Source organism: Halanaerocella petrolearia, from assembly GCF_054657875.1.
Genome location: NZ_BAAHXW010000001.1, coordinates 49704 through 75029 on the forward strand (window position 1 = coordinate 49704; position 25326 = coordinate 75029).

Here is a 25326-nt window from a genome sequence, read left to right on the forward strand (position 1 = left end):
AGGAGGGATGTTTATTGGGTTCATCAACATTTGAAATAGATATTTCATTTTCTGAATTAAAGGAAAAAGTACCTTCCTTAATAGCTCAGATAGATAATTCATTTTTTAAAGAAGCAAGATGGTTTCAACAGAAGAATGCTGTAATTAAAGATATTGCGATAGTTGATAATGCACAGTTATTAGATAATGAGAGAGAACTATTGTCTATATTAATTTTAGAATTTAAGTTATTAGATAAAGTCAGTAATGAGGTGTTTGAAGAAAAATATTATTTTCCCTTATTATTAAGTAAATATAAGTTAGATACTAAAATATGGATAGAAGTAGTAGGACCTGATTATCAGGTTTATGGTTATGATGGAGTGCATAAACTTACTTATGTACAGAAAATGGAAAGTTTTATTCGAAAAGGTGATAGACTGGAATTAGAGACAGGAGGAAAATTCTTAACAGACCATTTTACTGATCAGGAAGTTAATTCTGCCAGTAAATTAACTGATGTTTCTAGTAATAGTATAACGTCAGTTAAAGAGGATGAAGTAGTTAAAACTTTCCGGAGATTACAACCAGGAATTAATCCTGATTTAGAGATTGGCTTAAATTTGCAGCAGAAGACTGATTTTGATAAATTTCCTAGAATAAAGGGTTATACACTTTATCAAGATACAACAGGTAAAGAATATAATATAAATTTAATCCAAGAGTTTATAGAAAGTGAAGGCGATCTGTGGGCTTATACACAAGATTATTTAGCAGGATTATTCGATTATATTCAAGAAAGTAAAGAAGAAGTTAGTCAGTTAGTAGCTGATTATAATAATGACTATTGTAAGTTAGCAACTAATATAGGAGAAACAATTGCTGATTTGCATCTAGCTTTAGCTTCTATAGATAAAGAAGAATTTAAACCACGTTCTCCTAGAGAAGATGAGTTACAGAAGTGGACTCAAGAAGTAAAGGATAATTTTTATACTTTACGTGATTCTTTAAGGCAGAAAAATTTGCCAAAGCAACAGGATGTTATTGGAGAATTGTTGGCCCGAGAAGACAATATAGACCAGTTAATAGAAGTGATTTTTGAGTTAGGATCAGATTTAGGTTATTTTATGCGTTGTCATGGAGATTTGCATTTAGAGCAGCTTCTTAAACAAGGTTCAGATATAATTGTTCTTGATTTTGAGGGAGAACCTACTAAAAGTATATCTGAAAGAAGGTCTAAATGTTCCCCACTGAAGGATATAGCGGGGTTACTACGTTCTTATAATTATGCTGCTTATGCTGGTTATTTTAATAATTTATCTGATAGTAACAGTAATAACCGTTTATTAAAGGCAATTGGTATTTGGGAAGAAGAGGTTGTTGAATCTTTTTTAGAATCTTATCTAAAGCAAGTAAGAAGAGAATCAAATCTATTACCAACTGATGACCATATCGTGCAATCGATTGCATTATATAAATTAGAGAAAGCTTTGTACGAGGGATTATATGAGGTTAATAATAGACCTAGTTGGTTAAAGATACCACTACAAGGAATTGTTAGTTGTTTGGCTGATTTAAAATAACTATAAGGAGGAATACTAATGTCAGATTCAAAAGTAATGATGTTAACTAAGGAATTTCCAAATAATATCTATGGTGGAGCAGGAGTTCATGTTGATAATTTGACAAGTAATTTAGCAGATATTATGGACGTAGAGGTGCGGGCATTTGCTGGTGATGAAGAATTAATAGAAGATGAACGTGATGCAGTAGCTTATGAGCCTTGGGAGGAAATGAGTAAGAATACAGATTCTCGTTTTGTTAAAGCTTTGGATGCTTTGTCAGTTGATTTAGAAATGGCTAAAGATGAGTCAGAAGCTGATATTGTTCATTGTCATACTTGGTATACTTTCATGGGAGGTTTTTGGGCCAAAAAATTATATGATATTCCTCTAGTAACTACTATACATAGTTTAGAACCACTTAGACCTTGGAAAGAAGAGCAGTTAGGTAATGCTTATCAATTATCTTCTTGGATGGAACGAACTGCTGTTGAGGATTCTGATAAAGTGATAGCTGTTTCTAAAGAAATGAAACAGGATATTCTTGATTGTTATGATGTCAATCCAGATGATATTGAAGTAATCTATAATGGAATTGATTTAGATAAGTATCAATATACTGATAGTAGCGAATATCGAGATAAGTATGGAATTGATCCTAATAAGCCTTATGTTTTGTTTGTAGGTAGAATTACTCGTCAGAAGGGAATTATTCATTTAGTAAATGCTATTAAAGATATTAATGAAGAAACTCAAGTTGTACTTTGTGCAGGTGCTCCAGATACTGAGGAGATTGAACAAGAGATGACCGAAAAAGTTAATGCAATTCAAGAAGAACGAGATGGAGTAATCTGGATCAATGAAATGGTATCACGTGAAGCAGTAATTGAATTTTATTCTAATGCTACTGTCTTCTGTTGTCCATCAGTCTATGAACCATTTGGTATTATTAATTTGGAGGCTATGGCTTGTAAGACACCAGTAGTTGCTTCTGCTGTAGGCGGGATTAAGGAAGTTGTTGTTGATGGAGAAACTGGATTTAAAGTTGATTTTGAACAGGTGGATGATGGCACTGGTGAACCAAAAGACCCTGCTGCTTTTTCTAAAAAATTGGCTAAAAATATTAACCAAGTCTTAGACGATAAGGAGTTGCAGAATAAATTTGGTGAGAATGGTCGCCAGCGTGTAGAAGAAGTATTTAGTTGGAAGGCAATTGCCCAACAGACTAAAGAGATGTATCAAAACCTAATTACTGATAATGAGTAATAGAAATAAATGTTATAGAAAAAGTATCTCTCCTAGTTGGGAGGTGCTTTTTTTATTCTAAACATTATTATTATTTTTCTTGCAAATACAAATAACATGTGTTATGTTAAAGGTAACAAAAAGAGAATATTTTATACTCGTATAACGTTAGGAATATGGCCTAAGAGTTTCTACCAAGTAGCCGTAAACTACTTGACTACGAGTGAAAGAGTGCCTAGGGTTCCGTAGTAGAGCAGTGTAAGAAATTTTTAATATATACTGTTTTTACTGGCTGGTTCAAGCGGCATAATACATATGTATTACACCAGAGGGAGAAAAGCCCAGATGGATAGGTTTCACTTGTTAAGAGTGGAATTTATCTATCTGGGCTTTTTTATTTTTTGTAATAATAAATTAGGAGGTAATAAAAATGAAGTTATTAAAAGAAAGAATTAAAGAGGTAGGGAAAGTCTGTTCAGAAGAGATCTTAAAGGTTGATTCTTTTTTAAATCATCAAATTGACCCGCAATTAATGAAGAAGGTAGGAGAAGAATTTGTTAGGCGATTTAAAGGTCAAGAAATAACTAAGATTTTAACTATTGAAACTTCAGGAATTGCAGTAGCTTCAATGGTAGGTTTAGAATTGAATGTACCAGTTGTATTTGCTAGAAAGAATAAACCAGTGACCATGAATGATGATTCTTATGTTTCTAAAGTAAAATCCTTTACTAAAAATAAAGTCTATAATATTAGTGTAGCAACAGAGTACTTACAAAAAGACGATAAAATATTAATCATTGATGATTTCATGGCTATGGGCCAAGCTGCTCAGGGGCTACTAGAGGTAACAGAAGAGTCAGGAGCAGAGACTGCAGGAATAGGAGTTGTAATTGAGAAAGGATTTCAGCCAGGTGGAGATAGACTGCGAGATAACGGGATTCAAGTTGAATCATTAGCAATCATTGATAACTTAAAAGATAACCAAGTTACTTTTGCATAATAAATAGAATTTTTTAAATTATAAGGAGGAGTTATAATGGCAGAAGAAGCTGTTTATCAACAGGATTATATTGAAGAAGTAGAGGCTAATCAAGAAATAACAGGTGAAGAATTACAATACGGTATCGAAGATAAACCATCATTAGGAGTGGCAGTTCCTTTAGCAGTTCAACATATTGTAGCAGCTTTTAGTGGTATTGTTGCTGTTCCATTAGTTGTTGGTGGCTCGTTAGGCTTATCTACAACACAGATGGGTGCTTTAGTCAGTATGGCATTATTTATGGCTGGGTTGGCTACTTTTATTCAGGCTAAAGGTCTAGGACCAGTTGGTGCTAAGTTGCCTTGTGTAATGGGGACTGATTTTACATTTGTTGGCCCATCAATTGCTGTAGGAAGCCAGTTAGGATTACCTGGTATTTTTGGTGCTACACTGTTAGCAGCTCCAGTTGAGATGATTATTAGTAGATTTTTTCCTAAAATTAAAGGTTTCTTTCCGCCGGTAGTAACTGGATGTGTAGTAACTTTAATTGGGTTAACTGTCTTACCAGTTGGAATTGATTGGGCTGCTGGAGGAGTAGGAGCAGCTGATTATGGTAGTCTACAAAATATAACTGTTGCATTAATAGTTATGACAATAATTATTATCTTAAATCAATTTGGAAATGCATTTTTTAGTTCAGGATCAATTTTAATTGGAATTATTTGTGGATATATAATCTCTTATCCTCTAGGTATGTTAGATTTTTCTGCAGTTAAAGAAGCAAGTATAGTTAGTCTACCAACTCCATTTAAATTTGGGATAGCTTTTAGTTTGACTGGATTTTTGTCTTTCTTACCTGCTTATTTAGTAACTAGTGTAGAGACTATTGGAGATTTATTAGCAGTAGGAGAAGCTAGTAATAAAGAAATATCAAGTGATGATATTTCTGGTGGTTTATTGGCAGATGGAGTAGGGAGTATGTTAGCAGGAATTTTTGGTGCTGGTCCTAATACTTCCTTTAGTCAAAATGTAGGGATTATTCCATTGACAGGAGTAGCAAGTAGATTTGTAGTAGTTTTAAGTGGTATTGTTTTAATGTTGTTGGGTATTTTTCCTAAGTTAGGTGCTTTAATTGCAATTATGCCTAATCCAGTATTAGGTGGAGCAGGAATTATAATGTTTGGTATGATTGCAGCAGGTGGAATTAAAGTATTACATAAATGTGATTTGACAAGAAGAAATATGATTATTATAGCTGTATCTTTAGGTTTAGGATTAGGTGTAGTTGTTAGACCAGATATCTTAAGTAACTTACCTAAAGAACTAAATACATTCTTTCAATCAGGGATTACTACAGGTACTATAGTAGCTTTATTATTGAATATTTTATTACCAAAAACCAGTTAATAGTTATTTTATATAAAGTCCTGCGTATATGCAGGACTTATTTATTTTTTGGAATAGGCGCAAATTAAAAGATTAAATAGCTATAGAACTTAACACGTCATTTTTATAGATTGATAATATTATTAAATGAAAGTAATTCATTATGAAAAGAATATTAATAATTATTAAAATATAAAGGGTTAATATTATCTTATGTAGAAAATAATGTTAATAAATAAAATTAAAATATTATTTAAGGAGGAATATGAAATCTTGAAAGTTATATCATTATTTTTGAATCTATCTATTTTTATTTTGGTTATAATTGTTATATTAGTTGTCGTAAGCAATATGATGTTTGATAGAAAGGTAAAAAGTGAAGTTGAAAAGTTATTTGCAAAAACTAATATAGGTGAGCTTGAAGTTATTACAGAAGAAGATTTAGTAGGTCTACCAAAACCAGTTAAAAGATGGCTTAGAAATTCAGGAGTTATAGGTCAGGAAAAGATATTTACAGTCAGATTAAAACAGAAAGGATTTCTACGAACTGAAAAAGAAGAACCATGGATGCCTGCTGAAGCGGAACAATATTTTACAATAGATCAACCGGCATTTATATGGAAAGTTAAAGTTAAAATGCATCCATTGTTATATATCACAGGAAGAGATAAATATTATAAAGGTAAAGGGAAAATGCTGATTAAGTTGTTGTCATTGATAAATGTTGCAGATAGTAAAGGAAAAGAGGTAGATCAAGGTTCTTTATTACGGTATCTAGGGGAGATGGTCTGGTTTCCAACTGCAGCTTTAAGTAGTTATGTAGATTGGGAAGAGATAGATTCTAATTCAGCTAGAGCTACTATGAGTTATGGAGAAATAACAGCATCCGCAGTATTTAAATTTAATGAGAAAGGAGAAGTAGAGAATTTTACTTGTCAGAGATATATGGTAACTGATGGCAAACCTACTTTAGAGACTTATTCAGTTCCACTTGGTAATTATAAAGAATTAGATGGTATAAGAGTTCCTACTGAAGGAAGGGCAATCTGGAAGTTAAAATCAGGTGATTTCAGTTATTATAAGATGGAAGTTACTGAAGTTGAATATAACAATCCTGTACTTTATTAATAGAAGTATAGTATCAGTGTCAGTAAAATTGGCACCTTGTGATTATCTACTGACACTGACTTTTGAAACTGATAATAGACTGTATTCTAATATAAAAATTTTATGTTAGTAATGGGCTTTCACGCCTACAGATACTCCACTTCCTGTTCCAGAAGTTGTTGCTTTATATTTATAGCTGATTTGAGTTCTAAAGTTATTGGTTAACTTAAACTCCATTCCTACTTGTCCATCGAGTCCCCAACTACTATGGCCTAAGTCAGCAATTAAATTAAGACTAGAAAATAGATTATTATCTTCAAATCTGGAACGACTTAACAAGCCAAAAGTAAGATATGTTCTATTTACATTCTCCATTGTATCAGATTTAGGATTTAGTTTACTATCACCACGTAAGTTTCTTAATCCTACCTGAATAGCATTTAAGGAGCTATCAGTTACAAAGAGAGGGTGGGCTGGTATGTACTGATACATAACTTCTAAAACTGGCCCTGTAAGATAGAAATTATTATCTCCATCTGTCCCTTTCATATCTTTATAATAGGGAGCTAAAAAGTTAACTGGTTGTGGCTCTTTAGAATCGCTTGTGTTAGTTAATCGGAAATTAATAGAAGATTGTTTATCAATTCCAAAACCAGCAAGGAAAGATTGTAATCTTAATTCTGGTGTTGGTCTAAAAATATCGACTTTAAAAGTATGTTTCCCTTTCCCTGTAGTAAAAGTAGCATGAGAAGCAGTAGTATAAGAGATAATTAATACTGCAATTAGAAGTAAAGTTAATTTTTTATTTGAGTTCATTACTTGACTCCTTCCTTTTTTATAGTTATCATAGATTGTATTCTATATATGCAATTAATATCCTTTTATTAATAAGAATAATTAAAAGCTGATTAGTATTAAGCAGGAAAAAAGTATTTTATAAAGAATATGTTAAATTAGCTAGATTATTAATAATTGAGAAAGGGGTAATTTTATGTCTAAAATTAAAATTTTAGTTATTTCAGCACTTATAATAGTATTATCTAGTAGTATATCATCTGCATCCACTTTAAATTTAGGATCAGAAACTTATAGATTCAAAGGAACTAATTTTCATTCTAGTGAAGGAGATTATATTCAGTTGAATTTTGGTTATGGGATAGATAAATATAGAGGATATGGTGCAGAACTTACTGTGGGTAATCAAAAAGGAATAATGGGGTTAGAGTATCAATTTATTCCTGAGGGTATGCAAAAAAGAGATAAAAAGTTCAATTATGCTTTTAAACTAGGAGGTATAACAGGAAGTTTATTTGATGATTCTTCTAGTGGGCTAAAAACAGGTTTTATAATTGAAAAAAAGTTAGAGAGAAAAGAAATTTATTTTGATGTAGATTTAGTCAGTGGATCTGAAATTATGATAGATTCTGAATTAGGTATTTGTGGTGAATTAGCTAATGGAATTACTGGTGTATTAGGTTATAAAGTAATAGGTAGTGAAACTAATACTCTCAGTGGAGTTAATTATGGAGTTAAAATAGATTTCTAGTAAATTATAATTATAAATCTAGGATATAATATATTAAAGTATAGTATTAGTGGAGGGATATAAGTGAGTTATTTTAAAACGAAGATTAAAGATGTTTTAGCAGGTAAGGTAGAAGATATGTCCAATGTAACAGTCTATGGTTGGACAAGAACTAAACGAGGTTCTAAAAATATTGCTTTTATTGAGTTAAACGATGGAAGTTCACTTGAAAACTTGCAGGTCGTTGTTTTAGAACCAACTGATTTTCCTATGTTAGATAAGATTAATACAGGGACTAGTTTGAAGATTCAAGGTTATTTAGAAGAGGTAGAAGGTAGAGAACAAAGCATTGAAATGAAGGCAGAAGAAATTGAGATTGTTGGAGATTGTCCAGAAGATTATCCATTACAGAAGAAAGCCCATTCTCCTGAATTTTTACGAGAGATTGCCCATTTAAGACCTAAAACTAATACTTTTGGAGTAATTAATCGTTTTAGAAGTAAGATGGCTTATGCTGTTCATCAGTTTTTCCAAGAACGTGACTTTAATTATGTACAGACACCAATTATTACAGCTAATGATACTGAAGGAGCAGGAGAAATATTTAATGTAACTAATTTTGATTTGGCAGAGGTGCCATTAACAGAAGAAAGTGAAGTTGATTATAGCCAGGACTTTTTTGAAGAAGAGACTGGTTTGACAGTCAGTGGTCAGTTAGAAGCTGAGATTTTGGCTTGTGGTTTAGGTGATGTTTATACTTTCGGGCCAACTTTTCGGGCTGAAAACTCAAATACCTCTCGTCATGCAGCAGAATTCTGGATGATTGAACCTGAGATGGCTTTCTGTGATTTAGAAGAGAATATGGCAGTAATAGAAGACTTCTTAAAGTATCTCTTCCAGTATGCTCTAGATGAATGTCAAGCAGAGTTAGAATTCTTTAATCAAGAAGTTGCTGATCATGATAAGATAGCTATCTTAGAAGAATTAATAGATACTGACTTTGGTCGCATTACATATACTGAAGCAATTGATATTTTAGAAGAGGCTGACCAAGACTTTGATTATCCAGTTGAGTGGGGGATTGACTTAAAGACTGAACATGAGCGTTACTTAACAGAAGAGCATTTTAAAAAGCCAATTATGGTAACTGATTATCCTTTTGATATTAAAGCTTTCTATATGAGATTAAATGAAGATGGCAAGACAGTAAGGGCTGTTGATTGTTTAGTACCTGGTGTAGGTGAGATTGTCGGTGGTAGTCAACGTGAAGAACGTTATGATGTTTTAGTTGATCTTATGAAGGAGCAGGATATGGATCTAGAGCAGTATGATTGGTTCTTAGAATCTAGAGAATACGGAACTGTACCACACTCTGGATTTGGATTAGGTTTTGAACGGATTTTAATGTATATTTCTGGTATCAGTAATATTCGTGATGTAATTTCCTTCCCACGAACTCCTGGTAACGCTAAATTTTAAAAGATTTTAAGGCGCCTGCAGAGGTGCCTTTTTATTTTGCATAAATTAATTATTTATATTATAATAAATGTTAATCAAAAAATAATTTGGATTATCTGTATCTCTTTCATTTTTAATGATTATTTCTGTCGAAGGAAGAATAATTTTACTAGGTGGTTTTAAGTTATGAAGTTTTTAAGTTCTTAATCTCGATCTAAAGTTATATTTTATATTAATAAGTGATTTAATTAGTTTATAAGAGGAGGAGTAAAAGTGTTTAATAGTATTAAAAACAAGATGATGTTATTTATTAGTTGCTTGATCTTAGTATTATTAGTTGGTAGTTCATTAGTTACATATAATCAGTCTAGAAATATTTTAGAAGAGACTATCTCTGATGCAGCTACTAGAAGTGCTAAACAGAATGCTAAGATTATTACTCAATGGTTAGAAGAGATGCAGGGAAAGGTAAGTTTATTAACAGATACTGATATTATTAAGAGTATGAACTGGAAGAAACAGAAGAGTATACTTCTTAAATTAATGGAACATCAGAAGGATATAGAGAGTATGTTTATAGCTGATTCTAGTGGTAAGTATACGATTACTGCTGGTAAGAATGGTAATATTTCTGATCGTGATTACTTTCAAAAGTTATTAAAAACTGAAAAACCAGTAATTTCTAATGTAATAATTAGTGAGGCTACAGGAAGACCAGTTATTGTAGTAGGTAGCCCTATCTTTAAAGATAATCAATTGGTAGGAATGATAGGAGCTAATATAAACCCTGGTTATATGCAGAAGTTGGTTAAGGATATGAAGATAGATGGTTATGGATATGGCTGGATTGTTAATAGTAATTTAAAGACTGTTGCTCATCCTAAAGAAGAGTACTTAGGTAATAAAAAGATATTTGATGGTAACCAAAGTTTAAAAGAAGTAGCCCAACAGATGAATCAAGGAAAGTCAGGTCTAGCCCACTATAAGTTAAATGGAGTTGGTAAGGTGTTAGCTTTTGCTCCAATAGAACTGACAGGCTGGTCAGTAGCTATGACAGCTGAGACTAATGATGTATTGAGTCCATTGACATCTATCCAAAAGTCTAGTTTAATTGTAGGAATAGTAGCTATTATAGTAGGGTTAGTGGTTGCTTATTTACTAGCTACTAGAATTGCTAATCCAATTGAGAAGGCTGTTGAGTTAGCTAATAAGTTTGCAAGTAAAGACTTAACAGCTACCAAGATTGAAGTTGATACTGAAGATGAAATTGGTGACTTAGTTGACGCTTTAAATAGAATGCGAGATAGCTTAAGAGATATTATAGTCAGTCTATTAGAAACAATAGAGAATCTATCGGCTTATAGTGAAGAGTTATCTGCCTCTGCTCAAGAAGGAAATGCTACAATAGAAACTACTAACCAATTAATTAATGATATGTCAGCTAGTATTCAACAGATTTCTGCTAGTGCTCAGGAAGTAACTAGTTTTGCTCAAAAGTCTACTGATAAGACTCAAGCTGGTAGTGAGAATATTGATCAGACTATATCAAGTATTGACCAGATTAAAGAGACAGTTGAGGGCACAGTAGATATAATTAATGATTTAGATAGTAATTCTCAAGAGATAGGACAGATTGTAGATTTAATTAATAATATAGCTGAACAGACCAATCTATTGGCTCTAAATGCAGCTATTGAAGCAGCTAGAGCAGGTTCTACTACAGATGGTTCAGGACAAGGTTTTGCTGTAGTAGCTGATGAAATTAGAGAGTTAGCAGAAGAGACTAACCAGGCTACAGAAGATATTAAAGAGTTGATTGAGGATACTCAAGCTAAGTCTACTCAAAGTCTGGAAGCAATTGAGCAGTTAGCAGATATAACTGAAGAGAGTCAGGATATTGCTCAACAAGCAGGAGACGTCTTTTCTGAAATTGAAGAGGTCAGTCAGGAGACTACAGTTCAGATTAAAGAGACGGCTAATGCTACTCAGAATTTAAGTCAGAATAGTAATCAAGTTATTGATGCGACTGAGGATATTGGTAATATCTCTGATGAAATTACAGATTCATCACAGGAATTAGCCTCTATGGCACAACAATTACAACAAATAATAGATGATTTTAAAGTTTAATGTTAAGTGAGAGGGCCAACTCCCTCTCACTATTTTATTTGGCCCTCTTATTGTTGACAAATAAGATTTATTATTCTATAATTTTATTAGCACTCGACGTTAGTGAGTGATAATAATTCAAAATACATATTTAAACCAGTAATATATAAGTAAATGGAGGTGCTAGTGAAAATGAAGATGGATGATTTAACGAGAAAAGCTCAAGAAGGTTTAATGGAAGCCCAGTATTTAGCTGATGATAAAGGGCACCAAGAGGTTCAGCCTGCTCATTTACTATTAGCATTACTCGAGGGAGAAGGTATAGTTGGCCCTATCTTACAGAAGATTGGTTTAGATATAGAAGAGTTAAAAGATGATCTAGTGAAGACTATGGATAAATTTCCTAAAGTCTATTCAGATGACAATGAATTATATTCTTCTCGAGCTTTAGGTAAGGTGCTACGCCAAGCTCGTAAAGAGGCTAAAGAGTTAACTGATGAGTACATATCTACTGAACATCTATTGTTAGCTATGTTAGATACAGATAATAAAAGTGAGTAAACTATTACAGAATAAAAGTGTCAATAAATCTAAACTAGAAGAAGGAATTCAAGAGATTAGAGGAGGTGAAAAAGTGACTAGCAGACAGTCTGAAAATCAGTATCAGGCATTAGAGAATTATACTGTTGATTTGACTGAACAGGCTAAAGAAGGGAAGTTAGATCCAGTTATCGGTCGTGATGAAAAGATTCGTCGTTTAATGCAGGTATTATCGCGAAGAAAGAAGAATAATCCAGTTTTAATTGGTGAACCTGGTGTTGGTAAGACGGCTATTGTTGAAGGGTTGGCCCGGAGAATTATTAATGGTGATGTACCTAAAGCTTTAAGGAATAAGCGTGTTATCTCCTTAGATATGGGTTCATTAGTAGCAGGTACTAAGTATCGTGGTGAATTTGAAGATAGATTAAAGTCAGTTTTAAAAGAAATTAAGAAGGCAGAAGGTCAAATTATTCTCTTTATTGATGAAATGCATACTTTAGTAGGTGCTGGTGCTACTCAAGGTGCTATGGATGCTGCTAACCTACTTAAACCTGCTCTAGCTAGAGGAGAGTTACATTGTGTAGGAGCTACTACTTTAGAGGAGTATAAACAACATATTGAAAAAGATGCAGCTTTAGAGGCGGAGATTCCAGCCTGTATTAGTTGAAGAACCAAATGTTGGAGATACTGTTGCTATCTTGCGTGGTTTAAAAGGAAAGGTATGAGATTCATCATGGAGTAAAGATTCAAGATAATGCTTTAGTAGCGGCGGCTAGATTATCAGATAGATACTTGACAGAACGGTTTCTACCTGATAAAGCAATTGATCTAGTAGATGAAGCTGCTTCTAAGTTGAAGATGGAGATTGATTCTATGCCGCGAGAATTAGATGAGTTAAATAGAAGATTAAGAAGGTTAGAGATTGAAAGAGAAGCCTTAAAGAATGAAGAAGACAAGTCAGCTAAAGAAAGATTAAATGAGATAGAATCAAAGATAGCTAATTTAAAAGAAGAAATGAGACCATTAAAAGCTCAATGGGAGAGAGAACAAGGAGTCATCCAAGATATTCAGAATTTAAAAGAAGAGATTGAAGAGACAAAGTTGGCAGCTGAAGCTGCTGAACGAGAGGCTAATTATGAGAAAGCAGCTAGGTTAAAACACGGTAAGTTACATGAATTACGTAGAAAATTAGAGGAAATTAATCAGAAGGAAACTAGTTCAAAGACAGAGCGAAATCTATTAAGAGAAGAGGTCAAGGAAGAAGATATTGCTCAAGTGGTAGCTTCTTGGACTGATATTCCTGTAACTAGAGTAATGGAGAGTGAAAAGAAAAAACTAATTAATTTAGATGAAGAACTGTCTCAACGAGTAGTAGGCCAAAAAGATGCTATTAAAGCAGTTAGTAATGCAATTCGTCGTTCTCGAACAGGACTGCAAGATGAGAATCGACCTTTAGGAATCCTTTCTCTTTATGGGGCCAACTGGTGTTGGTAAGACAGAATTAGCTAAGACATTGGCTGAGACATTATTTGATGATGAATCAGCTTTAGTTAGATTAGATATGTCTGAGTATATGGAACGTCATGCAGTAGCTAAACTAATTGGTTCACCTCCGGGTTATGTTGGATTTGAAGATGGTGGGCAGTTAACAGAAAAGGTTAGACGAAAGCCTTACTCAGTTATTTTATTAGATGAGATTGAGAAGGCCCATCCTGATGTCTTTAATATCTTATTACAGATCTTAGATGATGGCATCTTAACTGATAGTCAAGGGAAGGAAGTTGATTTTTAGAAATACAGTTATTATTATGACTTCTAATATTGGTTCAGATTATATTCAGGAGATTGATAATGAAGAAGAGATGAGAGAAAAGGTATTAGAAGAAGTGAAAAGCCATTTTAGACCAGAATTTATTAATCGAATTGATGAGCAGATTATCTTCCACTCTTTATCTAAAGAAGATCTAAATCAGATTATTGAACTTAGATTAGCAGAGTTAGAGGAGAAGTTGGCCCAGCAGAATTTAACAATTGAGTTGACTTTAGAGGCTAAAGCTGAGATTAGAGAATTAGGTTATGACCCAACTTATGGTGCTCGACCATTGCAGAGAGTAATTCAAAAATATATTAAAGATGAGTTGGCTATGGAAATGTTAGAAGGAAGAGTTAGAGAAGGAGATGAGATTATAGTAGATTATAATCAGGAAAGTTTCCAATTTACTACTACTTAATATATTATGGGTCAGGGCCAACTTCCTGACCTTTATTATTTTATCTTATCTTTAAAAGTAGCTAATCCTTCTTTACAGTAGTTATACTCACTCCATTCACATAAGTTACAAAGTTCTTTTCTATCTTCTTCATTAGATTCTTAATATATAGAATTATAAAGGTTTTAATTTTAATTGTCAATCTGTTATATATAGTAAATAATAGGTTGAAAAAGGGATTTGGCAATTAGTAGAGAAGTATAAAGTAGTACTTAATTATTAAGGAGGAATAGGATATGAAAAGGAGTAATATTTGGTTAGTATTGAGTCTATTGTTAGTGATAATGTTAGTAGGTTGTTCTAGTCCAGATAATACTGAGACTATAAGTAATTCATCTTCGCAGACTACAAAGCAGGAAACAACTGTAAAGGAGTCAAAAAATAAGAAAGAATCTAATAAGGAGAAGGCAGCAGAGTCAGATGCAAAAACTACTTCTGGAACTAATTTTAAGTCGGCTAAATTGGCATTGATTAAAGCTGCTAAAGAAGGTAATTTAGATTTAGTAAAGCAATTGTTGAAAGAAGGATCTAAAGTAAATTTTCAGGATCAAAAAGGAAGAACTCCTTTAATCTATGCTGCTTATAATGGTCACTTAGCAGTTATAGATCAACTGCTTGATTATCAGGCAGATTATAATTTAAAGGACAAGAAAGGGCAGACAGCTTTAGATTATTTACAGCATTATCTAGAAGCTAGTAAAAGGTCACCTGATAGTGTAGAGGTTTATCAGCGTTTAAAGAAACTTAGTAATGGAAAATAGTCTGTTATAATAATTTTTTAGATACATAGGGTTTTAGGTACATAAAGAGGGATTGGTATGTTACTACAATAGAAAGAGAGATATAAGTTAGGTATTGATAAGAGTTGATAATAATTAGTCTTTAGAGTGCCTACTAAGGCACTCTTTTATATTTTTCTAGGAATATAATTTTAAATAAAGAAGAATAATAAATGAATTAAAATTAGGAGGGATAGAAATGGAAAGTTTGTATAATGAAGAACGCCGTAAATTAGCTAAAGAATACAATCAAAGCCAAAAACGTTTTAGTATTTATAAGTTAATATTTAAACTTTTATTTTGGGGGATTGTTATTAGGCTTATCGACAGAAGAAAAATTTTATCACTTATTAGAAGTAAAGATCAATAATTTTGATTTAAGGTTAATTCTATTTATTATTGGAATCTATGCAGTCTATTCTTGTTTGGCTTGGTTATTAGATTATCATCTTAGTTACAAGTTAAATCGTAACTATGATTTATCTAATCAAAGTTCAAAAGAATGGCTGATAGATAAAGTTAAAATGTTTATTTTAAGTAGTTTACTTTTATATTTAATAGGGCGAGGCTTTTTAACTTCTGTAACTTGGCTTGGTGATAAATGGTGGTTATTGTTTACTATAGGAGGAATATTATTTGTTGTAGTGCTCAACTTTTTATTTCCAGTTGTAATCTTTCCTCTCTTCTTCAATTTAACTTCTTATCCTGACTCCCCTTTACGTAAGAGGTTAATGGATCTTTTTAGGCGAGCTAATATTCCAGTAGAGGACATTTATGAATTTGACTTGAGTTCTAAAATGAATGCAGCTAATGCAGCTGTAATGGGGATGGGCCAAACTAGAAAGATAATTTTAGGTGATAATCTTAAGGAGAGATATAGTAATGCTGAAATTGAGGCAGTGTTGGCCCATGAGATTGGTCATCATGTACGTAATGATATATTCAAGTTATTATTTATTCAAGCTGGAGGTCTATTGGTGATGACTTTAGGGGTAGTAACTTTTTTTCCTTCACTTACTAAATGGTTAGGTTATAATCAAGTTTATAGTATTGTGAGTCTACCATTATTCTTTATTTTAATAGGTTTATTGAATTGGTCTTTAAGCCCTATTGAGTTATTTATTAATCGGCAGTTAGAGAAGAAAGCAGATAAATATGCCTTAGAATTAATTGATGATCCAGAGAAGTTGGCTACTGCTTTTGCTAAATTAGCCGATGAAAGTCTATCAGAACTAGAGTTTGGTTGGTATAAACTATTATTTGAGGCATCACATCCACCTATTGGAGAACGAGTAGAGCGTGCTTTAAACTGGAAAGAATAAAGATATAATATAATGAGTAATTTTGTAAAGGTTACATATACTAATGATACATTTTCTCAGTAAAGGAGGGGCCAAATTGCAACTGACAGCCAAAGAAGAAGAACTAATTTTAGATAATTTAGCTGCTGAAGAGATTTGTATTCACAAATATGAGATGTATGCTAATAATGCTTCTGATAAGCAGATTAAAGGTTTATTTAATAATTTAGCAAATCAAGAAAGAAAACATGCTCAAGCCTTAACTGATATGTTAGATGGAGACTTTCAAAGTGTAAAACAAGGTGGACAACAAGGACAAACAGAGCAGATGCAATCTGTTTCAGATCTGGCAATGACTGATAAGCAAAATAATATGGAAATAGCTAATAGTGCTATGGCAACTAAAAATGATCAAGATTATGATTCTTTTAGTGATCGTCAGTTATTACAAGATGCGTTAATGACAGAAAAACATGTTTCAACTTCTTATGATAATGCTGTTTTAGAGTCTGCTAATCGGAAAATAGTTCAGAACCTTGAACATATCCAACAAGAAGAACACAATCATGCCCAACAGTTATTTGAGATGATGAATCAAAAAGGATGGTATACAGTCAGTCCATCTCAATAGAGTCTTATAGGTCAACTTCTATGAAGTTGACCTTCTTTTGTAACTTTTCTACAAAATAATATTGAAAAATTAGTTTGTGATAATAATTACAAATCAGTTTATAAGAGATATCATTATTTATGAGAGATAGTTATAAATATCTTTCATTAGTTATTTTTGATTGTGAAAGATAAATCAAGTACAATAAGAATAAGGGGGCAGAAAAATGAAGAGTAAAAAGATGAAGTTGATTGCAGGTGTATTAACACTTATTGTAGGACTTATGTTAGTATCTGGATGTAGTAATAGCCAGCAGGCCAGTAGTGATAGTGATTATGTACCAATTAAGGAGCGAGGTTATGCTCATCCTGAATCTGTAATTAGTGCTAAAAAATTAAAGGAGATCAAAGATAAAGATGATGTAGCAGTTTTTGATTTTAGGCATAAAGCTAAATATTTAACAGGACATATTCCAGGAGCAGTTCAGATTTATCGTAGTGATGAAGAGAATTCAAATCATAAGTTTGGTGGTATGCGAGCTACTCCTGAGCAGATGGAAGAGATGTTACAGAATAAAGGTGTCAATAAAGGTGACTTAATTGTTATCTATGATGATCGTGGTGAATATGATGCTGCAAGAATGTGGTGGCTATTAACAATGTATGGTTATGATAATGTTAAATTGTTAGATGGAGGAATTATACGTTGGAAGGCGTTAGGTTTTGATACAAATCTTACTGGACCTGATGTTAAGAAAGGTAACTTTGAATTTGATCAAGCTAAAATTAATAAAGAACAGTGGTTAGCTACACTTGAAGATGTAAAGAAGGCTCTTGATAGTCAAGATAACATTATCTTAGATACTCGTACTCGTGAAGAATATACTGGAGAAAAGACATATACTGATCGGGCAGGGAGAATTCCAGGAGCTACTTGGATTGAATGGAAGAATGCTGTTAATGGTGGTAAGTCTGAAGGCCCACGTACTTTCAAGACTGCTAAAGAGTTAAAGAAAGTTTATCAATCTAAAGGTATAACTGATAGTAAAGATATTATTCCTTATTGTCAGTCAGCAGTTCGTTCTTCTCACACTACATTTGTTTTAACTCAATTACTAGGTTATGACAATGTAAGGAATTATGATGAATCTTGGATTGGTTGGAGTGCCAGAGAAGAATTGCCAATTGAACAAGGAGAATAGCGATCAGTAATAGAAGTACATAGGAGGGATGCTATTGCAGCATGCCTCTTTTTTTATATTGATGAAAATTAGGAGGTAGAAAATGATTACTGATCAGAAAGAGATTAAAGTTGGAATTATTGGAGCAGGTGAAGTAGGTACTGAATTATTAAAGATATTCTTACAGATGGATTCAATAACAGTCAAATATATGGCTGATATTGACTCTGAAACTGCTGGCATGTTATTAGCTAGAGAAGAAGGAGTAGAAGCTACTACAGAAATAATGGAATTAATTGGTGATTCAACTTTAGATTTAATAGTAGAAGTTACAGGTTCGCAAGAAGTATTGACTACTATTGAAGATGAAAAAACAGCGACTACTGAACTAATCAGTGGTGAGGTTTCCTATCTAATCTTTAATATTATTCAAGAGTATAAAGAGCTAGAAGGTAGTTTATTACAGACAGTAATTAAACATTTAAATGAAGTCTATACTTCTATTGAGTCAGATTCGAAGAATATTAAAAGTTTATTAAATGAAATTAATAAGATAACTAAAAACTTAAATATATTAGCTATGAATGCTTCAATAGAAGCAGCTCGGGCTGGTAAAGAAGGAGAAGGATTTTCAGTAGTAGCTAATGAGGTAAAAGATTTATCTTCTGAATCGAATCAGATAGTAGGAAAGATTGAAGAGATTAATACAGATATTATTAGTTTAAATGAGAAGATTAGTCAAGCTATTGATGATCTTAAGTAGAAGAGGAATTGTTTTAGATAGGAGGAATAACAAATGAAAAAAGTATTATTTGATTGTGATAATACAATGGGGCTAGATGAAAAAGATGTAGATGATGGACTTGCCTTATTATATTTATTAGGTAGAGAAGATGTTGAATTACAAGGAGTTACTAGTGTTTTTGGTAATGGAACTTTAGCTGAGGCTAATCAAGTAACCAATCAGATGCTAGCTGAATTAGAAGAAACTAGTCTTTCTGTTCATTCTGGGGCAGTAGATAAGGATGATTTAGATACTGATGCAGCTAGTTTTTTAGTAGAAGAGGCAAAAAGGTTAGCTGGAGATGTAACTTTCTTGGCTACTGGGCCATTAACTAATCTTAAGGCTGCTTATGAATTAGATAATAATTTCTTTAGTTATCTAAAAGAGATTGTAGTAATGGGAGGGATTACAGAAACATTATGTTTTAATGGTAAAGAAGTAGAAGAACTTAATTTCTCTTGCGACCCAGAAGCTACAAAATTAGTTTTAGAAGCAGAAGTTTCTGTCACTGTAGCTACAGGTAATCTCTGTTTAGATGCTTTATTTAGTTCAAAGGAGTGGAACAGGATACAAAATAGTGATTTGGAAGTTTACCAGTATATTTATAATTATATTAGTCACTGGTATAAGTATGGAGTAGAGTTGATAGGTGAAGAAGGATTTTATATGTGGGATTTAGTATCAGCTTTATATGTTACTTCTCCTGAACTATATGTTGATAAGTACTATACTTTACAGTCTACAGCAGATGATTTAACTACAGGAAGATTGATTTTAAAAAGAGCAGCTAGTAGTCAAGAGGAGAATAAAGCAGTTATTAATATTCCAACTAGAATTAAAGATATAGCTAAATTTAAGAATTTAGTTTTTGGAGCTTGGGCCAATATTTAATTAATAAAGGAGTTTGTAATAGTGGATACTAAAGATCTATTTTCTTTACAGAATCAGTATCAACAGATACTACTTAATAATGGTGGATTAAGGACCTTATGTAATAGATTACAAGATGATATTACTAATCAAGTCTTTATTCTAGATAAGTATCGAGAGAATATAATCTATGTAGACCGTAAATTGCGGCGCGAGAATGAAGAATTTTACTCTTATTTAGATGAAAGAAAATTAGTTACCAGGCAGGTTGTCTTTAGTGAACATGGGGTATGTATAGAAAGATGTAGTTATGATTGGCAGCAAGAAGAAGTAATAGAGTTACAGGTTAAGTTGAGAAATGAAGATAAAGTTTTAGGTATCTTATCTATTTTGGAAGAGGAGCAGCTAACAGAAGATGATTTTCTAGTAGTTGCTCAAGCTGTTTATGCTTTATCTTTAAAGTTGCATCAGAATGATTTGGTCCAAGGGTTGGCCCAAAAATGCAGTAATGATTTAATTGAAGATTTATTGCAAGGTAAAATTAAAAATAAACAAGAGTTGATTAAACGTGGAGAACTAGCTGGCTGGGACTTAACTGTTTCTTACCAGCTATTTATTTTGCGATTTACTTCTCAAAAAGAAAAGCAAGTTGATATTAGTGATGAACGAACATTATACAAGTATGAACTAGAAGAAAAGGTTATCCATAGTCTGCACCGGATTATTAGGTCTAATATTTCTAGCAAGTATATTATTTTTTCTTATGATGGAGATATTTTACTATTAATTCATTATTCAAAAGCAGAAGAAAAGATTAAAAGAGATATTCAGGACATTCATTCTAAACTACAACAACGATTCTCTAACCTATCTTTCTCTATTGGAGCAGGTGATTTCTCACATGATTGTTCACAAATTCCAGATAGCTATCAACAAGGTCTTTATACATTAGATTTTTTATCTTCTACAAATCAAGAGAATCGAGTATTCTTTTATCAAAACTTAGGCGTTTTACGGCTCTTATGGCAATTAGGTAATGAGCAACTTGATCAATTTACATCTGAGTTTCTAGTTGAACTATTAGACTATGACCAGCAGAATAATACAAATTAGGTAGAGACATTAGGGGTCTTTTTACAAGAGGGAGGTACTATTCAGCAGGCAGCTGAAAAGTTACATATTCACCCTAATACTATGCGTTATCGAATTAAAAGGATTCAAGAGATTATTGGCTTAAACTTAAATGATTTTGAGAACCAGCTAAATTTAGCTATTGCTTATAAAATTAATAAATTTATTCTTGCTAAATCAGATGAAGGAGAATGATAGTATGAGGAGACTGGCAGACCAATTACAGATAGAAGTCATATGGCAGAGAAAATTAGGCTTAGGGTTGGTTATTATAGCTGGAGTAGTCAGTTATTGTATTTATAATTTATTGGCTCCAGAGTTAGCTTATGCTTGGATCTTTGGTTTATTAGTTGGTTTTACTCTACAGCGTTCTAGAATCTGTTTTACTGCTAGCTTAAGAGATCCCTTACTATTTGGGATGACTGAGTTGGCACGAGCTATAATATTGTCATTAATAATTACTAGTTTAGGTTATGCTGGGATTCAGTATTATCAATTTGGGCAAGGATTAGAGCCAGCAGGAAAATTTCTTTCTTTGGGATTACATATACCTATTGGTGCTTTTGTTTTTGGGATTGGTGCTGCTATTAGTGGTGGTTGTGCTTCTGGTACATTGGTTCGTTTAGGAGAGGGATTTCAATTACAATTAGTTGTATTAATAGGTTTTATTTTAGGTTCAACGCAAGGAGTACATGATGGAGCTTGGTGGTATCAATTATTTACTAATTATCAAATAACACACCTTCCTTCTTTAGTTGGCTGGAAGGTAGGATTATTATTACAATTGTTACTATTAATAGGATTATATATAGTAGCTTATAAATGGGAAAAGCATAAGTTTCCCTCGGCATAGAGCTATGAATAAAGAGCTAGTTTTAACTTAAATTTTATATTGGTTAGGAGGATTAAAAATGGAAGATTTAGATTGTATTGGAGAGCCGTGTCCATTACCACTAATGAAGGTAGAGAAGAAGATTAGAAGATTAAGTCCTGGAGAAACATTATCTATTTCTATAGACCATACTTGTGCTATGACTAATGTGCCAGAGTGGGCTAGGAAGCAGGGATATGAAGTAGAAATTCAAGAGGTGATTTTTGGTGAATGGGAGATCAAAATCACCAAATCAAGATAATAAATGGTGGGCTAAAGTAATTAGTTATATTTTTGAAAAGCCTTGGCCTTATTGGGTAGGAGGAGTAGCTTTAGCAGTCTTTAATATCATATATTTATTATTGACTGGTAAGTACTGGGCAATTACTACTGGGTTGGCCCGTTATGGAGCTTGGTGTTTGCAGTTGGTAGGCTATAATATACAGAGTTGGTCAGCTTGGAATTATTATGATTATATACATCCTATCCAAGATAGATATACTTATTCTAACTTAGGAATTATCTTGGGTAGCTTAATAGCAATTCTATTAGCTAGACAGTTTCGGATAAAGAAAGTTAAGAATAAGAAACAACTATTAATTGGATTGATTGGTGGTTGGTTAATGGGCTATGGGGCTAGAGTAGCTATTGGTTGTAATATTGGTGGGTTATATAGTGCTATTTCTTCTTTGGCCCTTAATGGTTGGTTATATTTGCCTTTTTGTATGTTAGGTATTTATTTAGGTAGTAAGCTTTTAACAAAGTGGCTTACTTAACTGGAGGGATAGATGATGAGATTAGGTTTAATCAGATGTTTATAGACAGAAGATAATTGCCATGGAAGGCATTGTTTAGGATCTATAATATCATTTTTAGATCAAGTGGTAGATCATAATAAGATATTAGGTATTAGTTACTAATTACAAATAACTAGGATATATTATTAGATCTAATCTATTTTAATCGGTTTTTTTGTAGGTAATACACAAAAAAAGGCTTAAAACTTATTTTGAAGATATAAAGACAAAGTAATCATAACAGGTTATAATTTTAATAGTAAGTTGATTTGTGAAATTTATATCTTATTGTTTAGAAAGGAGAGGTTATTTTGTTATCAGAAAAAGTAATTAACAAAATGAATGAAGTAGTTGATAATTGTATGGGTGATGCTCCGCCTGCTTGTGTAGCAACTTGTCCATTACACATTGATGCTAAAGGTTATATTGATTTAATTCAAGAGGGGAAATATAAAGAATCTCTAGAATTAATTCGAGAGACTACACCTTTTCCAGGTATTTTAGGACGTATCTGTGCTCACCCTTGTGAAGAAGAGTGCAAGCGACAAGATTTAGAAACAGCTTTATCAATTAAAAATTTAAAACGATTTGCTGCAGATCATGACGACCCAAGTAATTGGGATCTAAATATTGCTCCTGAGACTGGAAAGAAAGTAGCAATTATTGGTTCTGGTCCAGCTGGTGCTTTGGCAGCTTATGACTTACGTAAGAATGGTCATCAGGTGACTATTTATGAAAAGTTACCAGTAGTTGGTGGTATGTTACGAGTTGGTATTCCAGCCTATAGACTACCACATGAAGTAATCGATGAAGAATATAGTATTCTAGAAAAGTTAGGTGTTGAGATTAAATTAAATATTGAAGTTGGTGAAGATATAGCTTTTGAAGAGTTAGAATCAGATTATGATGCTGTATTTGTAGCTATTGGTGCACATGAAAGTGTTATGCTTCCTTTAGATGGTGCTGACCTAGATGGTGTTAAGCCAGGTGTTGATCTATTAAGAAAAGCGGGCTTAGAGAAGTATGATGAGATAGATTTAGGTAAAAAAGTTACGGTTATCGGTGGCGGTAATGTAGCTATGGATGTCGCTCGAACTGCTTGGAGAACAGGAGCAGAAGAAGTTGAAATTGCTTGTATAGAAGAAAGGTCAGAAATGCCTGCTCATGAGTGGGAGATTGAAGATGCTGAGGAAGAAGGTATCAAAGTTCATGATGGTTGGGGGCCAATGAAGATTAATGGTAATGATCAAGTAGAGAGTATTACTTTAAAGAAATGTACTAGGGTATTTGATGAAGAAGGAGATTTCAACCCTGAATATGATGTCTGTAAGACAAAAGAGTTAGATGTAGATAATGTAATCTTTGCTATTGGTCAAAGTGCTCAATCTGAATTCTTAGAGGAAGAGTCATCTATTGAACTAAATCGTGGTGGCAAAGTTGCTGCTGATTCTGTTACTTTACAGACAGATAGAGAACATGTCTTTGCTGGTGGAGATGTTGCTGGTAGACCACTATTGGCTATTGAGGCTATGGCTCATGGTAGAAAAGCAGCTGAATCTATTGAACGATACTTTAATAGAGAAGATCTACATGAAGATAGAGCTAATGAAGGTAGTTATAAGACTTGGTTAGATAAAGATGTAGATGAGCCATGTAAGGACCGAGTTGACATGAAAATGCTACCAGTTGAAGAACGAAAAGATAACTTTAAGGAAGTAGAATTAGGCTTTGATGAAGAGATGGCTCAACGTGAATCTGACCGTTGTTTACAGTGTGAGTGTAAAGACTGTGTTGCTGAGTGTGAATTCTTAGAAAACACTTGTGAACACCCAAAAGAATTAATGCAGAAGATCTTAGAGAATCCAGAAGCTAATACAGATATGTCTTACTTCTGTAACTTATGTGATACTTGTACAGTCTATTGTCCAAATGACTTTGAATTAGCAGATATCTTCTTACAGGTTAGACGCGAGTTAGTTAGACAAGGAGAAGGGCCACTGGAAGGGCATAATCCAGTAACTAAATTCCATCAACCATTAGGATTTTCTAACTTCTTTACTACAAAACTTAATGATGATCAAGTTGGTGAGACTAAGAGAGTATTCTTCCCTGGCTGTAGTCTATCATCTTATGCACCTGATGTTGTACAGGAGACATATCAGTACTTACAAGATAATTTACCTGGGACTGGATTTATCTTAAAGTGTTGTGGTGCACCAACTAATATGGTAGGACAGGAAGAAGAGTTTGAAGAAAGATTCCAAAGTTTAATTGATGATGTACGGGCTTTAGGAGCAGATGAGATAATTACTGCTTGTCCAGACTGTAATCATAATATCATTGATCATAAGCCAGATGATATTAAGGTTACTCCATTATATGAAGTGCTAGATGAGATTGGCATTCCTGAAGAACGTAAGGGAGTAGCTCAAGGTAAGACAATTTCTATTCATGATTCTTGTACAGCACGCCATTTCCCTGAAATTCATGAAAGTGTACGGAATATTGCTCAAGATTTAGGATTAGAAGTTGATGAGTTTGAACATAATCGTGAGGATACTCGTTGTTGTGGTTTTGGTGGTATGGTATTACTTGCTAATCAAGATTTATCAACAGATGTAATGGCTAGAAGAGCTAATCAAACTGATAGAGAAGTTGTAACTTATTGTGCTGCTTGTCGAGAGTCTATGGCTATGGTTGATAAGCCAGCTTATCATCTGCTTGAATTTATCTTTAGAGATAATTGGAAAGCAGGAGCAGAAGGGCTTGATAATCCAGTTAAGCAGTGGTTTAAGCGGTGGAGAACTAAAAGAAGAGCCAAAAAAGTTAAGTAATAAATTATA

General features: G+C 33.0%; 21 protein-coding genes, 2 pseudogenes and 1 riboswitch. Of the genes and pseudogenes, 22 read left to right on the forward strand and 1 reads right to left on the reverse strand.

Annotation, left to right across the window (positions count from 1 at the left end):
- Window positions 1-14: 14 nt before the first annotated feature.
- From ACYQ39_RS00265 to ACYQ39_RS00285, 5 genes are all read left to right on the forward strand, one after another.
- On the forward strand, window positions 15-1562 hold the full coding sequence (locus tag ACYQ39_RS00265; RefSeq protein ID WP_459839870.1) for a hypothetical protein: 1548 nt from the start codon (window positions 15-17) through the stop codon (window positions 1560-1562).
- Window positions 1563-1580: 18 nt separating this feature from the next.
- On the forward strand, window positions 1581-2807 hold the full coding sequence (gene glgA / locus ACYQ39_RS00270) for a glycogen synthase (RefSeq protein WP_459839871.1): 1227 nt from the start codon (window positions 1581-1583) through the stop codon (window positions 2805-2807).
- Between the two features lie 117 nt (window positions 2808-2924).
- A riboswitch (purine riboswitch) is annotated at window positions 2925-3026 on the forward strand.
- Between the two features lie 190 nt (window positions 3027-3216).
- Entirely contained in the window at window positions 3217-3786 is a 570-nt protein-coding gene (locus ACYQ39_RS00275) for a xanthine phosphoribosyltransferase (RefSeq protein WP_459839872.1), read from the forward strand.
- Window positions 3787-3822: 36 nt separating this feature from the next.
- Window positions 3823-5172: a nucleobase:cation symporter-2 family protein gene (locus ACYQ39_RS00280; protein ID WP_459839874.1), complete on the forward strand. Its 1350-nt coding sequence runs from the start codon at window positions 3823-3825 to the stop codon at window positions 5170-5172.
- Between the two features lie 252 nt (window positions 5173-5424).
- Window positions 5425-6279, forward strand: a complete 855-nt coding sequence (locus tag ACYQ39_RS00285) for a DUF6544 family protein (protein ID WP_459839875.1) — start codon at window positions 5425-5427, stop codon at window positions 6277-6279.
- A 105-nt stretch (window positions 6280-6384) separates the two neighbouring features.
- Here ACYQ39_RS00285 and ACYQ39_RS00290 read toward each other — a convergent pair whose 3' ends face one another.
- Complete coding sequence (locus ACYQ39_RS00290) at window positions 6385-7074, reverse strand: hypothetical protein (RefSeq protein ID WP_459839876.1); 690 nt, start codon at window positions 7072-7074, stop codon at window positions 6385-6387.
- A 175-nt stretch (window positions 7075-7249) separates the two neighbouring features.
- On the opposite strand from ACYQ39_RS00290, the gene ACYQ39_RS00295 reads away from it, so the two are divergent.
- The 17 genes and pseudogenes from ACYQ39_RS00295 to ACYQ39_RS00375 all read left to right on the forward strand — a co-directional run bounded on the left by ACYQ39_RS00295 (window position 7250) and on the right by ACYQ39_RS00375 (window position 25317).
- The gene (locus tag ACYQ39_RS00295; RefSeq protein WP_459839877.1) at window positions 7250-7804 is read left to right on the forward strand and encodes a hypothetical protein; all 555 of its coding nucleotides are present in this window, start codon (window positions 7250-7252) and stop codon (window positions 7802-7804) included.
- Window positions 7805-7867: 63 nt separating this feature from the next.
- A complete protein-coding gene (gene asnS, locus ACYQ39_RS00300) occupies window positions 7868-9262 on the forward strand; it encodes an asparagine--tRNA ligase (RefSeq protein ID WP_459839878.1) in 1395 nt (464 codons plus the stop codon).
- Window positions 9263-9514: 252 nt separating this feature from the next.
- Window positions 9515-11371 carry a methyl-accepting chemotaxis protein gene (locus tag ACYQ39_RS00305; protein ID WP_459839879.1) on the forward strand — a complete coding sequence of 619 codons (1857 nt, stop codon included), beginning with the start codon at window positions 9515-9517 and terminating at the stop codon, window positions 11369-11371.
- Between the two features lie 171 nt (window positions 11372-11542).
- Window positions 11543-14121, forward strand: a pseudogene (clpB, locus tag ACYQ39_RS00310) (ATP-dependent chaperone ClpB).
- A 275-nt stretch (window positions 14122-14396) separates the two neighbouring features.
- A complete protein-coding gene (locus tag ACYQ39_RS00315) occupies window positions 14397-14921 on the forward strand; it encodes an ankyrin repeat domain-containing protein (RefSeq protein WP_459839880.1) in 525 nt (174 codons plus the stop codon).
- Between the two features lie 217 nt (window positions 14922-15138).
- Window positions 15139-15309, forward strand: a complete 171-nt coding sequence (locus ACYQ39_RS00320) for a hypothetical protein (protein ID WP_459839881.1) — start codon at window positions 15139-15141, stop codon at window positions 15307-15309.
- Window positions 15248-16261 (forward strand): M48 family metalloprotease, encoded by a 1014-nt coding sequence (locus tag ACYQ39_RS00325; protein ID WP_459839882.1) that lies wholly within the window; start codon window positions 15248-15250, stop codon window positions 16259-16261. The genes ACYQ39_RS00320 and ACYQ39_RS00325 overlap by 62 nt, the downstream gene beginning before the upstream one ends.
- Window positions 16262-16337: 76 nt before the next feature.
- Entirely contained in the window at window positions 16338-16871 is a 534-nt protein-coding gene (locus tag ACYQ39_RS00330; protein WP_459839883.1) for a spore coat protein, read from the forward strand.
- A gap of 205 nt (window positions 16872-17076) precedes the next feature.
- The gene (locus tag ACYQ39_RS00335) at window positions 17077-18051 is read left to right on the forward strand and encodes a sulfurtransferase (protein ID WP_459839884.1); all 975 of its coding nucleotides are present in this window, start codon (window positions 17077-17079) and stop codon (window positions 18049-18051) included.
- A gap of 82 nt (window positions 18052-18133) precedes the next feature.
- Window positions 18134-18793 carry a methyl-accepting chemotaxis protein gene (locus ACYQ39_RS00340; RefSeq protein ID WP_459839885.1) on the forward strand — a complete coding sequence of 220 codons (660 nt, stop codon included), beginning with the start codon at window positions 18134-18136 and terminating at the stop codon, window positions 18791-18793.
- A 33-nt stretch (window positions 18794-18826) separates the two neighbouring features.
- Window positions 18827-19705 (forward strand): nucleoside hydrolase, encoded by an 879-nt coding sequence (locus ACYQ39_RS00345; protein WP_459839886.1) that lies wholly within the window; start codon window positions 18827-18829, stop codon window positions 19703-19705.
- A 21-nt stretch (window positions 19706-19726) separates the two neighbouring features.
- A complete protein-coding gene (locus tag ACYQ39_RS00350) occupies window positions 19727-20797 on the forward strand; it encodes a PucR family transcriptional regulator (RefSeq protein ID WP_459839887.1) in 1071 nt (356 codons plus the stop codon).
- Between the two features lie 12 nt (window positions 20798-20809).
- Window positions 20810-21010 (forward strand): annotated as a pseudogene (locus tag ACYQ39_RS00355) (helix-turn-helix domain-containing protein); the annotation flags it as partial.
- 4 nt (window positions 21011-21014) lie between these two features.
- Entirely contained in the window at window positions 21015-21668 is a 654-nt protein-coding gene (locus tag ACYQ39_RS00360) for a YeeE/YedE thiosulfate transporter family protein (protein WP_459839888.1), read from the forward strand.
- A 58-nt stretch (window positions 21669-21726) separates the two neighbouring features.
- Window positions 21727-21948: a sulfurtransferase TusA family protein gene (locus ACYQ39_RS00365; protein WP_459839889.1), complete on the forward strand. Its 222-nt coding sequence runs from the start codon at window positions 21727-21729 to the stop codon at window positions 21946-21948.
- Window positions 21914-22462, forward strand: coding sequence for a YeeE/YedE thiosulfate transporter family protein (locus ACYQ39_RS00370; RefSeq protein WP_459839890.1), 549 nt, complete (start codon window positions 21914-21916; stop codon window positions 22460-22462). The genes ACYQ39_RS00365 and ACYQ39_RS00370 overlap by 35 nt, the downstream gene beginning before the upstream one ends.
- 332 nt (window positions 22463-22794) lie before the next feature.
- Window positions 22795-25317: an FAD-dependent oxidoreductase gene (locus ACYQ39_RS00375; RefSeq protein ID WP_459839891.1), complete on the forward strand. Its 2523-nt coding sequence runs from the start codon at window positions 22795-22797 to the stop codon at window positions 25315-25317.
- Window positions 25318-25326 lie beyond the last annotated feature (9 nt).

Excerpts from the sequence above, each read along its gene's own strand:
- glgA (WP_459839871.1), top strand. The coding sequence starts at position 1,581 with ATGTCAGATTCAAAAGTAATGATGTTAACTAAGGAATTTCCAAATAAT.
- ACYQ39_RS00275 (WP_459839872.1), top strand. The coding sequence starts at position 3,217 with ATGAAGTTATTAAAAGAAAGAATTAAAGAGGTAGGGAAAGTCTGTTCA.
- ACYQ39_RS00280 (WP_459839874.1), top strand. The coding sequence starts at position 3,823 with ATGGCAGAAGAAGCTGTTTATCAACAGGATTATATTGAAGAAGTAGAG.
- ACYQ39_RS00290 (WP_459839876.1), bottom strand. The coding sequence starts at position 7,074 with ATGAACTCAAATAAAAAATTAACTTTACTTCTAATTGCAGTATTAATT.
- ACYQ39_RS00295 (WP_459839877.1), top strand. The coding sequence starts at position 7,250 with ATGTCTAAAATTAAAATTTTAGTTATTTCAGCACTTATAATAGTATTA.
- ACYQ39_RS00315 (WP_459839880.1), top strand. The coding sequence starts at position 14,397 with ATGAAAAGGAGTAATATTTGGTTAGTATTGAGTCTATTGTTAGTGATA.
- ACYQ39_RS00320 (WP_459839881.1), top strand. The coding sequence starts at position 15,139 with ATGGAAAGTTTGTATAATGAAGAACGCCGTAAATTAGCTAAAGAATAC.
- ACYQ39_RS00335 (WP_459839884.1), top strand. The coding sequence starts at position 17,077 with ATGAAGAGTAAAAAGATGAAGTTGATTGCAGGTGTATTAACACTTATT.
- ACYQ39_RS00340 (WP_459839885.1), top strand. The coding sequence starts at position 18,134 with ATGATTACTGATCAGAAAGAGATTAAAGTTGGAATTATTGGAGCAGGT.
- ACYQ39_RS00345 (WP_459839886.1), top strand. The coding sequence starts at position 18,827 with ATGAAAAAAGTATTATTTGATTGTGATAATACAATGGGGCTAGATGAA.
- ACYQ39_RS00360 (WP_459839888.1), top strand. The coding sequence starts at position 21,015 with ATGAGGAGACTGGCAGACCAATTACAGATAGAAGTCATATGGCAGAGA.
- ACYQ39_RS00365 (WP_459839889.1), top strand. The coding sequence starts at position 21,727 with ATGGAAGATTTAGATTGTATTGGAGAGCCGTGTCCATTACCACTAATG.